Raw genomic sequence first — 14,240 nt, 5'->3', positions numbered from 1 at the left:
ACCGGCGAGACCACATCCCACCGCGATCGTCCGTCACCCGATCTCACACCCTCGGCCGCACCCGGGCGATCCGGCGCAACACCCTTGGCGCGAAACGGGAGATGAGGCGCATACCGCGTGCCTCCGGGGTGACCGGCACCACCGCCTCGTTGCGCGCCACCGACCGCAGGATCGCCTCGGCCACCTTCTCCGGTGGGTAGTTGCGCAGCCCGTACAGCCGTGCCGTGCGCCGCCGCCTGCGGTGCTGCTCCGCGTCGTCCACGCCGGTGAAGCGTGCCGTGGACGTGATGCCGGTGTTGACGAACCCGGGGCATATCGCGGTCACCCCGATGCCCTGGCCCGCGAGTTCGGCGCGCAGGCACTCGCTGAGCATGAGCACCGCCGCCTTGGAGGTGCTGTAGGCGGGCAGTGCCCGGGAGGGCTGATAGGCCGCCGCCGAGGCGACGTTGACGATGTGGCCGCCCTGGCCGCGCGCGGCCATCCGCCCGCCGAACAGACGGCAACCGTGAATGACACCCCACAAGTTGACGTCCAGGACCGTGTGCCAGTCGTCCGGTGTGGTGTCGAAGAACGATCCCGACAGGCCGACGCCGGCGTTGTTGACCAGCACGTCCACCACGCCGTACTCGGTGGCGACCTTCTCGGCCAGCTTTTCCATGGCCTGCTCGTCGGCGACGTCGGCGGTCTCCGCCCAGGCGGCCGGGGCGCCGAGCAGCCGGGCCGACTCGGCGGTGCGGGCGGCGGACTCGGTGTCCCGGTCGACGGCCACCACGCGCGCGCCGGACTCCGCGAACGCGCACGCCGTCGCCCGCCCGATGCCGCTGCCCGCGCCGGTGACCAGCACCAACTGCCCGCCGAAGCGGTCAGCGTAGCGGCCGGTGGGCCGCGTCGGCCGTGGGCCTTTGTCCTCGATCCGGGTGATGAACTCGGTGATCCAGGCGGCCAGTTGATCGGGGCGTGTGCGCGGGATCCAGTGCTTGGCCGGGAGCGTGTGACGGGTCGACCGCGGAGCCCACCGCTCCAGTTCGTCGTACAGCTTCTCGGACAGGAACGCGTCCCCCAGGGGCGTGATGAGCTGCACGGGCGCGTGCGCGTACGCGTCCGAGCGCGGACGGCGCAGCCGGAAGCGCACGTTGTCCCGGTACAGCCAGGCGCCGTGCGCGGCGTCCGTGGGCAGGGACTCGGTCGGATAGCCGCCGCCGGGGACCCGCTCGGCCCGCTCCAGGATCTTCGGCCAGCGCCTGCCGAGCGGGCCGCGCCAGGCCAGCTCGGGCAGGACGGGCGTGTGCAGCAGGCAGACGTACCAGGACCGGGCGCACTGACCGAGGAGTTGGCCCACCCGGCGGGGCGTGGGGCGCCGCACGCGCGCGTTGATCCAGTGTCCGACGTGGTCGAGGGACGGGCCGGACATCGAGGTGAAGGACGCGATGCGGCCTTCGGTGCGCCGGACCGTGACGAACTCCCAGGACTGCACCGATCCCCAGTCGTGCCCCACCAGGTGCACCGGACGGCCGGGGCTGACCGCGTCCACGACGGCCAGGAAGTCGTCGGTGAGCTTGGCCAGGGTGAAGCCGCCGCGCAGCGGCCGCGGGGCCGTCGAGCGGCCGTGGCCGCGGACGTCGTACAGCACCACGTGGAAGCGGCCGGCGAGCCGGGCGGCGACCTCGGACCAGACCTCCTTGCTGTCCGGATAGCCGTGCACCAGCACCACCGTCGGCTGCTCCGGGTCGCCCAGCTCCGCCACGCACAGCTCGACCCCGCCCGTGCGCACCCAGCGCTCCCGCGCGCCCTTCAGCACCGTCACCTGACCTCCGCCCAGCACCCGGTCCCCCACGCCCGAACCGGCTTGTGCCCTTCCCGTGCTCCCGGCCGTGTGCGGGCGCCGCCCGGCCGTGTGGATTCCGCGAACCCCTGGTCGCCGGCCGTGTGGACTCCGCGTACCCCCGGTCGCCGGCCGTGATACTCGCCCGTAACCTGACACGGGTGAATGTGACAGTTGTTAGAGGCGGCGTCAACAGGAGGGGTGGCGGGCTGTGGACAACTCCGCGTAGCTCTCGGGACGGGCATCCCCTAAGGACCCGTACTACTCCAGGCTGACCTCAAGACGGCTCTCCGGTCTGACGACCGCCGCGCTCCGCGTCACTACCGTCGAAGCGTGACTGTGATCGCGACCGAAAGCCTGAGCAAGCGGTTCCCCCGGGTGACCGCTCTTGACCGGCTCTCCGTGGACGTGGGACCCGGTGTGACGGGTCTCGTGGGCGCCAACGGGGCCGGCAAGTCCACACTGATCAAGATCCTGCTGGGTCTGTCCCCCGCCACCGAGGGCCGCGCCGAGGTGCTGGGCCTCGACGTCGCGACCGAGGGCGCGGCCATCCGCGAGCGCGTCGGGTACATGCCGGAGCACGACTGCCTGCCGCCCGACGTCTCGGCCACCGAGTTCGTCGTCCACATGGCCCGCATGTCCGGGCTCCCGCCGGCCGCCGCGCGCGAGCGCACCGCGGACACCCTGCGCCACGTCGGCCTGTACGAGGAGCGCTACCGCCCCATCGGCGGCTACTCGACCGGCATGAAGCAGCGGGTGAAGCTCGCCCAGGCGCTGGTCCACGACCCGCAGCTGGTCTTCCTCGACGAGCCGACCAACGGCCTCGACCCGGTCGGCCGCGACGAAATGCTCGGCCTGATCCGCCGCGTCCACACGGACTTCGGCATCTCGGTCCTGGTCACCTCCCATCTGCTGGGCGAACTGGAGCGCACCTGCGACCACGTCGTCGTGGTCGACGGCGGCAAGCTCCTGCGCTCCAGCTCCACCCGGGACTTCACGCAGAGCACCACCACCCTCGCGATCGAGGTCACCGACAGCGACACCCACCCCGACGGCACCCGCGCGGTGCGCGACGCGCTCCACGCGCGCGGTCTGGACATTCAGGACGAGGGCGGCGGCCTGCCAGGCGCCGGACACATCCTGCTGCTCACCGCGTCCGGCGAGGACACCTACGACCTGGTCCGCGACGTCGTCGCCGACCTCGGCCTCGGCCTGGTACGCATGGAGCAGCGCAGGCACCACATCTCGGAGGTGTTCCGGGACGGCGAAGAGCAGCGGAAGGAGGCGGTCGGCCATGGCAGTTGAGCACCCTGCGGCCGCGCCCTCGGGTCACCAGACCCGCATCCACAACATCGGCTACCGCACCTACGACGGCCCCCGCCTCGGCCGCTCCTACGCCCGCCGCTCCCTGTACTCGCAGTCCCTGCGCGGCGCCTACGGACTCGGCCGCTCGGCGAAGTCCAAGGTGCTGCCGATGCTGCTGTTCGTGGTGATGTGCGTGCCCGCCGCCATCATGGTCGCGGTCGCCGTCGCCACCAAGACGAAGGACCTGCCGCTGGACTACACGCGGTACGCGATCGTCATGCAGGCGGTCATCAGCCTGTACGTCGCCTCGCAGGCACCCCAGTCCGTCTCCCGGGACCTGCGCTTCAAGACCGTGCCGCTGTACTTCTCGCGGCCGATCGAGACCGCCGACTACGTCCGTGCCAAGTACGCGGCGCTGGCCTCGGCGCTGTTCATCCTGACCGCGGCCCCGCTGACCGTGCTCTACGTGGGCGCGCTGCTGGCCAAGCTCGGGTTCGCCCACCAGACGAAGGAATACGCACAGGGGCTGGTCTCCGTGGCACTGCTCTCCCTGCTGTTCGCCGGTATCGGCTTGGTCATCGCGGCCATCACCCCGCGCCGCGGCTTCGGCATCGCCGCCGTGATCGCCGTGCTGACCATCTCCTACGGCGCGGTCTCCACCCTCCAGGCCATCGCCGACGCGCAGGGCAGCACCGGCGCGATCCCCTGGATCGGACTGTTCTCGCCGATCACCCTCATCGACGGCGTGCAGTCCGCCTTCCTGGGGGCCACCTCGGCCTACCCGGGCGGGGTCGGCCCGTCCAGCGGCGAAGGCGTGGTCCACGTGCTCGTCGCGCTGGGCCTGATCGCCGGCGCCTACGGCCTCCTCATGCGCCGCTACCAGAAGGTGGGACTGTGACCACGCTCTCCATCGACCACGTCTCCCGCTGGTTCGGCAACGTGGTCGCCGTCAACGACATCACCATGACCATCGGCCCCGGCGTCACCGGCCTGCTCGGCCCCAACGGCGCCGGAAAGTCCACCCTCATCAACATGATGGGCGGCTTCCTCGCCCCCTCCACCGGCTCGGTCACCCTCGACGGCCGGCCGGTGTGGCGCAACGAGGAGATCTACCGGCACATCGGCATCGTCCCCGAACGCGAGGCGATGTACGACTTCCTCACCGGCCGCGAATTCGTCGTCGCCAACGCCGAGTTGCACGGCCTGGGCGACAAGGCCGCGAGCCGCGCCCTCGCCACGGTCGAGATGGAGTACGCACAGGACCGGAAGATCTCCACCTACTCCAAGGGCATGCGCCAGCGGGTGAAGATGGCCTCCGCGCTGGTCCACGACCCGTCGCTGCTGCTGCTCGACGAGCCGTTCAACGGCATGGACCCGCGCCAGCGCATGCAGCTCATGGAACTGCTGCGACGCATGGGCGACGAGGGCCGCACGGTGCTGTTCTCCTCGCACATCCTCGAAGAGGTCGAGCAACTGGCCTGGCACATCGAGGTCGTCGTCGCTGGACGGCACGCGGCCAGCGGCGACTTCCGCCGGATCCGCCGCCTGATGACCGACCGACCGCACCGCTACCTGGTGCGCTCCAGCGACGACCGGGCCCTCGCGGCGGCGCTGATCGCCGACCCGTCGACGGCCGGCATCGAGGTCGACGTCACCGAGGGCGCCCTGCGCATCCAGGCCGTCGACTTCGGCCGCTTCACCACCCTGCTGCCGAAGGTCGCCCGTGACCACGGCATCCGGCTGCTCACGGTCTCGCCGTCCGACGAGTCCCTGGAGTCCGTCTTCTCGTACCTGGTCGCGGCGTAGGAGGCCGAAGATGTACGACCCCACAGTCGCCCGGCTCACCTACCGGGCCCTGCTCGGCCGCCGCCGGGCCCTCATCCTCGGCGCACTGCCGCTGCTGCTGATCGTGATCTCGGTGGCCGTGCGGGCCCTCGCCGGAGCCGACGACCAGACGGCCTCGGACGTGCTGGGCGGTTTCGCGCTCGCCACCATGGTGCCGATCATCGGCGTCATCGCGGGCACCGGAGCGATCGGCCCGGAGATCGACGACGGCTCCGTGGTGTATCTGCTGTCCAAGCCGATCAAGCGGCCGGCGATCATCTTCACCAAGCTGATCGTGGCGATCGCGGTGACCATGGTGTTCTCCGCGGTGCCGACACTGATCGCGGGCCTGATCCTGAACGGCAACGGACAGCAGATCGCCGTCGCCTACACGGTGGCCGCGCTGGTCGCCTCCATCGCGTACGCGGCGCTCTTCCTCCTCCTCGGTACGGTCTCCCGGCACGCGGTGGTCTTCGGGCTCGTCTACGCGCTCGTCTGGGAGGCGCTGTTCGGCTCCCTGGTGCCCGGCGCTCGCACCCTCAGCGTCCAGCAGTGGTCGCTGGCCGTGGCCCACAAGGTCGCGGGCGGAGACCTGGTCACCTCGGACGTGGGACTGACCACGGCGACGGTGCTGCTGGTGGCGGTCACCGTGCTGGCCACCTGGTACGCCGGGCAGAAGCTGCGCTCGCTGACGCTGGCCGGCGAGGAGTAGGCGCCGGCTTCTTGACGGGGTCTTCACCTCGGCCCCGGCACACTGTGACAAAGGGGATGAACGGCTGGGAGGTACGGGGATGGCTGACGAGGCGCCGCAGTACGACGGGGGCGGGCGGTCCGGGGACGAGACGTGGGACGGGATCGTCCTGGACGACGACTTCATACGGGCCGCCGACCGCTCCGAGCCGTCCGCGCGGGCCAGGATGCTCGCGGCCCGCTGGCGTGCGCAGGAGCCAGAGCCCCAGCCGTGGCGGTCGGACGACCCGCCGGCCGGATGGTTCTTCAGCAAGGCCCGGCGGCGCAGGTGGCGCCGCCGGTAGCCGAGCGCTGGTCCGGCGCGGCGGCGGCCGGCCGGAACCGGGGCCGGCCCATGCGGGTGGGCCGTTCGACCGGGCGGTGGCGGCGGCCGGTTAATTCGGTGGCGTCCGATTCGGCGGCCCGGCACAGTGGTTGTGCCCGCACCGCCGGGAGGGACCCGGCGCCGCGTTCTGGGAGAGGAGCCGGGCGATGTCCATGCACGACAGTTCGTCTGGTTCCCGACAGGGCAGCCCGTGGTGGGCTCCGGAGTGACTACCCGCTCCGTATGAGCCCGCCCCGCACGGGGGGCTGCCCGGGGCGGCCGCTTCGAGCACGCGATGTCGCTCTCGCGTGGGCCGCCCACCCGGAGGATTGGCCGAGTGGTAAGGCACCGGCTTGCTAAGCCGTGGTCGGGCTGGAAGGCCCGCGCACGTTCGATCCGTGCATCCTCCGCGCAACGTTGTCACTGCGACTTGGCCGGGCTTCTTGGCCCGGGGTGGGTTCAGCAGGCCCTGGTGACCCGCCCCGAGGCCGACTGCCCATCACGGCACCGAAACCACCGCCACCCGCCGGCGGACACCACCGCCACCCGCCGGCGGACACCACGGCCACGTCCCGCCGGAGCAACGCCGCCCTGCGGGTGCCACCGCAGCAGGCGGTCAGCGGCCCTCGCCCCTCTGACAGGCAAGCAGCGGGAGCGGCGGCGGGGCGGTGTGCGGTTTGCCGGGGTGGCCGAGGATGGCGTCGGCTCGCCCCGCCCCCTGCCCGGGGTGGCCCGGCCTGCGGCCCCCGCCGGGCGCGGCGGACGGGTGCCTGGGGTGTGGCGGAAACCGGCGGCTCGCGCGGTGGCGCGGTTGTGTGGGGCGCTCGGTTCGTCGGGATGGCCGAGGGTGGTGCCCGACCCCGTGGCCCCGTCCCGGTCGGATCCTGCCTGCGGCACCCGCCCGGGCCCTGCGGCGGCGTCGGCGTTGCGAGCGGAGTCGGTTTCCCTCAAGACGCGCCGTGCTTGCGCGGACGGCAGTCTCACGCTGCCCCGAGAGGGGACGCGCGGCCGGCCCCGTGGCCGGTCGGCTGCCGCAGGTGCCACGGGTAACCGCTGGCCGAGGGCCACCGGCATCGCGTTCCGGCGCCCCGCAAGCCTCTGGTCGGCGGCGTCCCCGTGTGTCCGGCCGTAGCCGTCGGGCGGTGCCGGTTCGGCTCTGACGCCTCGTCCCCGTGCCGTGCTCAGGGGAGGAGGCGTTCCAGGACGTGGGCGATGCCGTCTTCCTCGTTCGACGTCGTCACCTCGTCCGCCACGGCCTTCAGTTGCTCGTGGGCATTGGCCATCGCCACCCCGTGGGCCGCCCAGCCGAACATCGGGATGTCGTTGGGCATGTCGCCGAAGGCGATCGTGTCGGCCGCCTTCAGTCCGAGCCGGCGGGCCGCCAGGGAGAGCCCCGTCGCCTTGGACAGGCCCAGCGGCAGCAGTTCGACGATGCCCTCGCCGGCCATCGCGACCGTGACGAAGCCGCCCGCGGCGCCCCGCGCCGCCTCGGCCAACTCGTCGTCCGACAGCTCCGGGTGCTGCACATAGATCTTGTTCAGCGGGGCGGCCCACAGATCGGCCGCGTCCGTGAACGGCGTCGCCGGCAGCCCCCCGGTGAGCGCGTACCCGGGGCCGACCAGCACCTCGCCGTCCAGGCCGGCCCGGCTCGCCGCCAGGAACAGCGGGCCGACCTCGGCCTCGATCTTGGCCAGGGCCACCGCCGCCAGCTGACGGTCCAGGGTCACGGCCGTCAGCAGGCGGTGCTCGCCGGCGTCGTACACCTGCGCTCCCTGCCCGCACACCGCGAGGCCCTGGTAGCCGAGGTCATCGAGGACATGCCGGGTCCAGGGGACCGCGCGGCCCGTGACGACGATGTGCGCGGCGCCCGCCGCGGTGGCCGCGGCGAGCGCGTCACGGGTGCGCCGCGAAACCGAGCCGTCGTCGCGCAGCAGTGTGCCGTCGAGGTCGGTGGCGACGAGTGCGTAAGGGAAGGCGGAGGTCACTTGGCCACCGGCTCCAGGACCTCCCGGCCGCCCAGGTACGGGCGCAGCACCTCGGGAACACGTACGGAACCGTCGGCCTGCTGGTGGTTCTCCAGTATCGCCACGATGGTGCGCGGCACGGCGCACAGCGTGCCGTTGAGGGTGGCGAGCGGCTTGACCTGCTTGCCGTCGCGGACCCGGATGGCCAGCCGACGGGACTGGAACTCGGTGCAGTCCGAGGTCGAGGTCAGCTCGCGGTACTTGCCCTGGGTGGGGATCCACGCCTCGCAGTCGAACTTGCGGGAGGCCGATGCGCCGAGGTCACCGGAGGCGACGTCGATGACGCGGTACGGCAGCTCCAGCGAGGTCAGCCACTGCTTCTCCCACTCCAGCAGCCGCCGGTGCTCCGCCTGCGAGTCCTCGGGGGCGACGTAGGAGAACATCTCGACCTTGTCGAACTGGTGCACCCGGAAGATGCCCCGGGTGTCCTTGCCGTGCGAGCCGGCCTCGCGGCGGAAGCAGGGCGAGAAGCCCGCGTAGCGCAGCGGCAGCCGGTCGGCGTCCAGGATCTCGTCCATGTGGTAGGCCGCCAGCGCCACCTCGGAGGTGCCCACCAGGTACAGATCGTCCTTGTCCAGGTGGTAGACGTCCTGTGCCGCCTGGCCGAGGAAGCCGGTGCCGGCCATGGACTGCGGCCGGACCAGCGCCGGGGTCAGCATCGGCGTGAAACCGGCCGCCGTGGCCTGGGCCATCGCCGCGTTCACCAGGGCCAGCTCCAGCAGGGCGCCGACGCCGGTGAGGAAGTAGAAGCGCGAACCGGAGACCTTGGCGCCGCGCTCGACGTCGATCGCGCCGAGCAACTGGCCCAGTTCCAGGTGGTCCTTGGGCGTGAAGCCCTCGGCGTCGAAGTCGCGGATCGTGCCGTGCGTCTCCAGCGTGACGAAGTCCTCCTCGCCGCCGACGGGCACGTCGGGGTGGACGAGGTTGCCGAGCCGGACGAGCAGTTCCTGGGTCTCGGCGTCGGCCGCGTCGCGCTCCGCGTCGGCGGCCTTGACGTCGGCCTTGAGCTGTTCCGCGCGCTTGAGCAGTTCGCCCTTCTCGTCGCCGGCGGCCTTGGGGATGAGCTTGCCGAGCTGCTTCTGCTCGGCGCGCAGCTCGTCGAAGCGGACGCCGGACGACCTGCGCCGCTCGTCGGCGGACAGGAGGGAGTCGACGAGCGCGACATCCTCTCCACGGGCGCGCTGGGACGCGCGCACACGGTCGGGGTCCTCACGGAGCAGGCGAAGGTCAATCACGCGCTCAAGGCTACCGGTGCCGGGTTGCCGCCCACGAATCACTATTCCGGCGCGTTCCGAACCGCCACCTACGTTGAGTTATGCGGCAATTGCGGGGTGTGGCGAGACAAGGGCGGTGTGTGGCGGTGTGTGGCGATGTGTGTCAATGGTGACCGTCTCGCTCCCCGGGACGAGGCAGGCACAAGGCGTCGGGTTGACTCGAATCCCTTGTGGAGAGCGGGACTTGGGGGCTCGGTTGTCCACAGGAATCCACACCCCGGCAAGAGTTATCCACAGGCTGTGTGGAAGAACTGTGGATTTCGGAATTGATCACTCCGCAACTGCCGCCGAAGCCGAAGAATTCCCGGTGCAAACCGGGGCGACACCCACTTATGGGTGGAAACGGGTCGCCCCTGAAGATGAACCATGAGAAACGGGTGGACGAAGGGTGACCGGCATGGCGGTGACCCCATCCGGGCCGCCACGGCGATTTGTCGACTGGACGGCGCTCCCTTGTCGACTTGTCCCCAGGTCGAGAAGAGAACCTGTGGATAACTCCTGTGGATAACGAAGATATGCAGGTAGGACTGGCTAGAAACGACCGTCCTGGCACCGCGCCACCCAATCGGCCGCCGCCACGAACTCCGCGTCCGACGTACCGGGCGGTGTGGGCCGCACCCCGTCCGGCCCGACGTCCGCGCGCGGGTACGAGCCGAGGTACCGCACCTGGAGACAGATCCGCTTCAGCCCCATCAGGGCCTCCGCCATCCGGCGGTCGGAGATGTGCCCCTCGGCGTCCACACAGAAGCAGTAGTTGCCGATGCCGGCACCGGTGGGCCGGGACTGGAGCAGCATGAGGTTGATGCCGCGGGTGGCGAACTCACCGAGGAGATCGCGCAGTCCGCCCGGGTGGTCGTCGCGCTGCCACAGCACGACGGAGGTCTTGTCCGCGCCGGTCGGAGCGGCGGGCCGGGCGGGCCGGCCGACCAGCACGAACCGCGTCTGCGCGTTCTCCGCGTCGTGGATCCCGGTCTCCAGCGGGACCAGGCCGTACCGGGCGGCGGCGAACTCGCCCGCGAAGGCGGCGTCGTACCGGCCCTCCTGGACCAGGCGGGCGCCGTCCGCGTTCGACGCGGCCGACTCCCAGGTGACGTCCGGCAGATTGGCCCTGAGCCAGTTGCGGACCTGCGGCTGGGCGGCCGGGTGGGCGGTGACCGTCTTGATGTCCGACAGCTGGGTGCCGGGCCGCACCAGCAGCGCGAAGGTGATCGACAGCAGCACCTCGCGGTAGATCATCAACGGGGCGCCCGCGACCAGCTCGTCCAGGGTGGTCGTGATGCCGCCCTCGACCGAGTTCTCGATGGGCACGAACGCGGCCTCGGCCTCACCGGTGCGCACCGCGTCCAGCGCGGACTGCACGGACACGTACGGGATCAGCTCCCGGGTGGCCGCCTCCGGAAGCGTGCGCAGGGCGACCTCGGTGAAGGTGCCCTCGGGACCCAGATACGCATAGCTCGCTGGCATGACCTCACCCTAATGGGCGCAGGCGAACCCGGCCCACGCGTCTCATCACAGCCCCTCCAGGGAGTGAACCGACGCCTCCTGGGGTCTCAGCCCTCCAGCAGCCGCTGCCCCACGTACTCCCCCCGCGCCGCGCCGCCCGGGACGGCGAACAGGCCGCTCGACTCGTGCCGGATGAACTTCGACAGGGCGTCACCCCGGTCCAGCTTGCGCTGCACCGGCACGAAGCCGCGCAGCGGGTCCGCCTGCCAGCAGATGAACAGCAGCCCCGCGTCCGGCGTCCCGTCCGGGTCGAGACCGTCGTGGTAGGAGAACGGGCGCCGGAGCATCGCCGCGCCCCCGTTCTGGTCGGGCCGGGTGATACGGGCGTGCGCGTTGACGGGGACGACATAGGTGCCCTGGCCGTCGGCCTTCTCCAAGTCCATCTCGGTGGTCTCGGTGCCCCCGGACAGCGGTGCCCCGTCGGACTTGCGGCGCCCTATGACGCCCTCCTGGGCGGTGACCGTCAGCTTCTCCCAGTCGTCGAGGAGCATGCGGATACGGCGTACGACGGCGTACGAGCCGTTGGCCATCCAGGCGGGCTCGCCCGACGCGGGCACGAAGATCCGCTTGTCGAAGTCCGCGTCCGTCGGCTTCGGATTGCGGGTGCCGTCGATCTGGCCCATCAGATTGCGGGCCGTCATCGGGTGGGCGGTGGCGCCGGGGCTGCGGTTGAAGCCGTTCATCTGCCAGCGCACGCGGGCCGCGGCGCCGGCGTCCTTCTGGATCGCGCGCAGGGCGTGAAAGGCCACCAGGGCGTCGTCGGCGCCGATCTGCACCCACAGGTCACCGTCGCTGCGCGCCTTGTCGAGCCGGTCGGAGGAGAAGTCGGGCAGCGGATCGAGGGCGGCCGGGCGCTGCTTCTCCAGGCCGGTGCGGGTGAAGAAGTCGTGCCCGAAGCCGAAGGTGATCGTCAGCGAGGACGGGCCGGCGTCCCGGGCCACATCGGTGTCGTCATGCGCGGCCGGCTCGCCCGCCATCAGCCGTTCGGCCGTCGCCGACCAGCGGCGCAGCAGGGCCGCCGCCTCCCGGCGGCCCGCGCCCGCCGCCAGGTCGAAGGCGATGAGGTGGCCGCGGGCCTGAAGCCCCTCGGTGATGCCGGGCTGATGTTTCCCGTGAAACATCGCCCGGCCGGCACCCAGCGAGGTCAGCGGTGTGGCCTGGGCGGGCGCGGCCGTGTAGCCCACGGCCGCGCCCGCCGCGCCGAGCACCGCACCGGTGGCGCCGGCGGTGCCGAGCAGCTTCCGCCGGGACATCCCCGTCACGGTGCCGTTGCGTTCCGCGGCGGGTTCCTCGGGGGCGGTCACGTCGGAGCGTGTGGTCTGGTCAGCCATGGTGCGGTTCAGCCGATCTGCGCGTTCTTGGAGACGGTCGTCTGGTCGATGTCGGAGGTCCGCACGGTCACGGCGATCTTCCAGTCGCCGGCCATGGGGATCTGCACTCCGCTCGCCGACCAGTGCCCGGTGGTGATGTGGTCGGGTGTGACGGGAAGCGGCCCGATCTTCTTCGCGTCCAGGGTCAAGGCGATCTTCACCTCGGGGATGTCGAAGGCCCGGCCGTTGGGCCGCTGCACATAGACATGCAACTCGTTGCCGCCCACGCGCGCGGGGTTGAGATCGATCCGTACCAGGCCCTTGCCGTCCTTGCCGCCCGTGTCGAAGGGCATGTCCAGGGTCAGTGCCCCGGACGGGTCCGACGCGGAGGAGTCCGACGCCGAGGAGGACGCGGACGACGACTGGGCGGCCTGCGCCTCCAGCTCCGTACGGCCCGGTTCGGTCTGCGTCAGCGCGGTGGTCACGGCGAGCAGGACGACGGCGACGCCCGCCTCGGCGAGCACCGAGCGGCGCAGGCCGAACCGGCTCGGGTCGGCGTCCCGCAGCCGCTTCTGCCGAGCGGCGTCCACGGCGGCCCGCTGCCGGGCCAACTGGGTGGCGCGCTTTCCGTCGCCTGCACCGCCCGCGGACTCGCCTGCACCGCCCGTGGACTCGGTGGCGGACCGCGCGGACCCGGCGGAGGCAGGGGCCTCGGCCGCCGCCGCGACGCGCTCCTTACCGGCTTGCGCTTTCCCGGCCTGCGTCATCCCGGCTCGGTCCTTCCCGGGCTGCTCCGTGCCGGCCTGCGTCTTCCCGGCACGGTCCTTCTTCGGCTGCTGCTCCTTCTCCTGGCGTGCCCTCCCGGACCGGGCGGTCCCGGCCGCCGCACCGGTCGCGTCCGTGAGCCGGGCCGTCCACCGCCGGGAGATCGACGCGATGCCGACCAGCAGCACCACAAGACCGATCTTGACGATCAGCAACTGCCCGTACCGGGTGTCGGTGAACGCCGACCAGGCGCCGAGCTGCCGCCAAGACTGGTAGACGCCGGTGGCGACCAGCGTGAGCACGGATCCGAAGGCGACGGTGGAGAAGCGGCGTACGGCGGCGGCGTCGACCGGCGTTCCGGCGGGCGCCCGGTACAGCGAGACGAGGAGGGCGACCAGACCGCCCAGCCAGGTGGCGACCGCCAGCAGGTGCAGCACGTCGACCGGCATGGCGATGCCGGGCTGCAGACCGGTCGAGGCGTGCTCGGCCATGGCCCAGCTCGCCGCGAGCCCGGCGGCCACCACGGACCCGCCGACCGCGAGCCCGAAGGTCAGATCGCGCTTCTCGCCGTCCTCGCGCTTGTCGTAGGCGCCGAAGAGGACGGCGATGAACAGCGCGGCGGCGGCGAGCAGCAGCAGCCGGGAGACCAGCGCGGCCCCGGTCTTGGTCTGCAACACCTGACCGAGCAGGTCCAGGTCGAAGATGTCGCCGAACGCCCCGGAGCCGGTGTAGGAGCCGCGCAGGAGCAGCAGCCAGAGCGTGGCCGCGGTGAGCGTGACCCAGCCGCCGACGACCAGCCGCTGCACCGCCCGCACCCCGGAGCCGCGCTGCCAGCAGGCCAGCACGAAGGCGGCCCCGCCCACCAGCACGATGAAGCCCGCGTACGACACATAGCGGCCGAACCCGTAGAGCCAGCCGACGACCCCGCCGCCCACGGTCTCGCCGGACACCGAGACCGTGGTCGTGGACGGGGCGCCCACGGAGAACGTGTAGGCACCGGCGACGGGATGGCTGTCGGCGGAGACGACCTGGTAGGCGACGGTGTACGTGCCGTCGGCCAGGCCGGCGACGAGCCGCACCGCGTACGTCGTGCCGCTCACGTTGGACGGCTCCCCGGAGTCGACCCGCTTGCCCTTGGGGTCCAGGACCCGCAGTGAGCCGCTGCTCATCGACACCTGCTCGGAGAAGGTGAGCGACACCTGGTCCGGCGCCTTGTCGACCACCACCCCCTGTGCGGGGTCGCTGCCGGTCAGCGCGGCGTGCGCGGAGGCCGGACCGGCGCCGGCGAGCAGCGCGCCGGTGACGGCGAGGAACAGCAGCACCAGGGTCCGCAGGCGGGGGGTGATGGTCCGCGTCAAG

11 protein-coding genes and 1 tRNA gene are annotated in these 14,240 nt (G+C 71.8%); 6 read left to right on the top strand and 6 right to left on the bottom strand.

Translation table 11 applies throughout. The features are described from left to right. Positions 1 to 43: 43 nt before the first annotated feature. The gene (locus tag AC27LF_RS11680; protein ID WP_479656877.1) at positions 44 to 1,804 is read right to left on the bottom strand and encodes an SDR family oxidoreductase; all 1,761 of its coding nucleotides are present in this window, start codon (positions 1,802 to 1,804) and stop codon (positions 44 to 46) included. 357 nt (positions 1,805 to 2,161) lie between these two features. Between AC27LF_RS11680 and AC27LF_RS11675 the strand changes: the two genes are divergently transcribed. The 6 genes from AC27LF_RS11675 to AC27LF_RS11650 all read left to right on the top strand — a co-directional run bounded on the left by AC27LF_RS11675 (position 2,162) and on the right by AC27LF_RS11650 (position 6,415). Next, entirely contained in the window at positions 2,162 to 3,127 is a 966-nt protein-coding gene (locus AC27LF_RS11675) for an ABC transporter ATP-binding protein (protein WP_479657009.1), read from the top strand. Beyond that, positions 3,117 to 4,025 carry an ABC transporter permease gene (locus AC27LF_RS11670; RefSeq protein ID WP_479656876.1) on the top strand — a complete coding sequence of 303 codons (909 nt, stop codon included), beginning with the start codon at positions 3,117 to 3,119 and terminating at the stop codon, positions 4,023 to 4,025. The genes AC27LF_RS11675 and AC27LF_RS11670 overlap by 11 nt, the downstream gene beginning before the upstream one ends. Continuing rightward, positions 4,022 to 4,933, top strand: coding sequence for an ABC transporter ATP-binding protein (locus AC27LF_RS11665; protein WP_479656875.1), 912 nt, complete (start codon positions 4,022 to 4,024; stop codon positions 4,931 to 4,933). The genes AC27LF_RS11670 and AC27LF_RS11665 overlap by 4 nt, the downstream gene beginning before the upstream one ends. 10 nt (positions 4,934 to 4,943) lie before the next feature. Further along, a complete protein-coding gene (locus AC27LF_RS11660; protein WP_479656874.1) occupies positions 4,944 to 5,663 on the top strand; it encodes an ABC transporter permease subunit in 720 nt (239 codons plus the stop codon). Positions 5,664 to 5,742: 79 nt separating this feature from the next. After that, positions 5,743 to 5,985, top strand: coding sequence for an SGM_3592 family protein (locus AC27LF_RS11655; RefSeq protein ID WP_479656873.1), 243 nt, complete (start codon positions 5,743 to 5,745; stop codon positions 5,983 to 5,985). 343 nt (positions 5,986 to 6,328) lie between these two features. Next, positions 6,329 to 6,415: transfer RNA gene (locus AC27LF_RS11650), tRNA-Ser, on the top strand. Between the two features lie 771 nt (positions 6,416 to 7,186). Here the strand turns inward: AC27LF_RS11650 and AC27LF_RS11645 are convergent. The 5 genes from AC27LF_RS11645 to AC27LF_RS11625 all read right to left on the bottom strand — a co-directional run bounded on the left by AC27LF_RS11645 (position 7,187) and on the right by AC27LF_RS11625 (position 14,239). Then, positions 7,187 to 7,990 (bottom strand): HAD family hydrolase, encoded by an 804-nt coding sequence (locus AC27LF_RS11645; RefSeq protein ID WP_479656872.1) that lies wholly within the window; start codon positions 7,988 to 7,990, stop codon positions 7,187 to 7,189. Further along, positions 7,987 to 9,264 carry a serine--tRNA ligase gene (gene serS / locus AC27LF_RS11640; protein WP_479656871.1) on the bottom strand — a complete coding sequence of 426 codons (1,278 nt, stop codon included), beginning with the start codon at positions 9,262 to 9,264 and terminating at the stop codon, positions 7,987 to 7,989. Before serS ends, AC27LF_RS11645 begins: the two co-directional genes overlap by 4 nt. A 570-nt stretch (positions 9,265 to 9,834) precedes the next feature. Next, on the bottom strand, positions 9,835 to 10,767 hold the full coding sequence (gene pheA, locus AC27LF_RS11635) for a prephenate dehydratase (protein ID WP_404023773.1): 933 nt from the start codon (positions 10,765 to 10,767) through the stop codon (positions 9,835 to 9,837). 86 nt (positions 10,768 to 10,853) lie between these two features. Then, complete coding sequence (gene efeB / locus AC27LF_RS11630; protein ID WP_479656870.1) at positions 10,854 to 12,137, bottom strand: iron uptake transporter deferrochelatase/peroxidase subunit; 1,284 nt, start codon at positions 12,135 to 12,137, stop codon at positions 10,854 to 10,856. Between the two features lie 8 nt (positions 12,138 to 12,145). Continuing rightward, on the bottom strand, positions 12,146 to 14,239 hold the full coding sequence (locus AC27LF_RS11625; RefSeq protein ID WP_479656869.1) for a copper resistance CopC/CopD family protein: 2,094 nt from the start codon (positions 14,237 to 14,239) through the stop codon (positions 12,146 to 12,148). Between the last annotated feature and the right edge of the window lies 1 nt (position 14,240).

Source organism: Streptomyces diversicolor (assembly GCF_057537855.1).
Note: the sequence above shows the minus strand (reverse complement) of the source record. Positions and strands in the feature narration are given on the sequence as shown.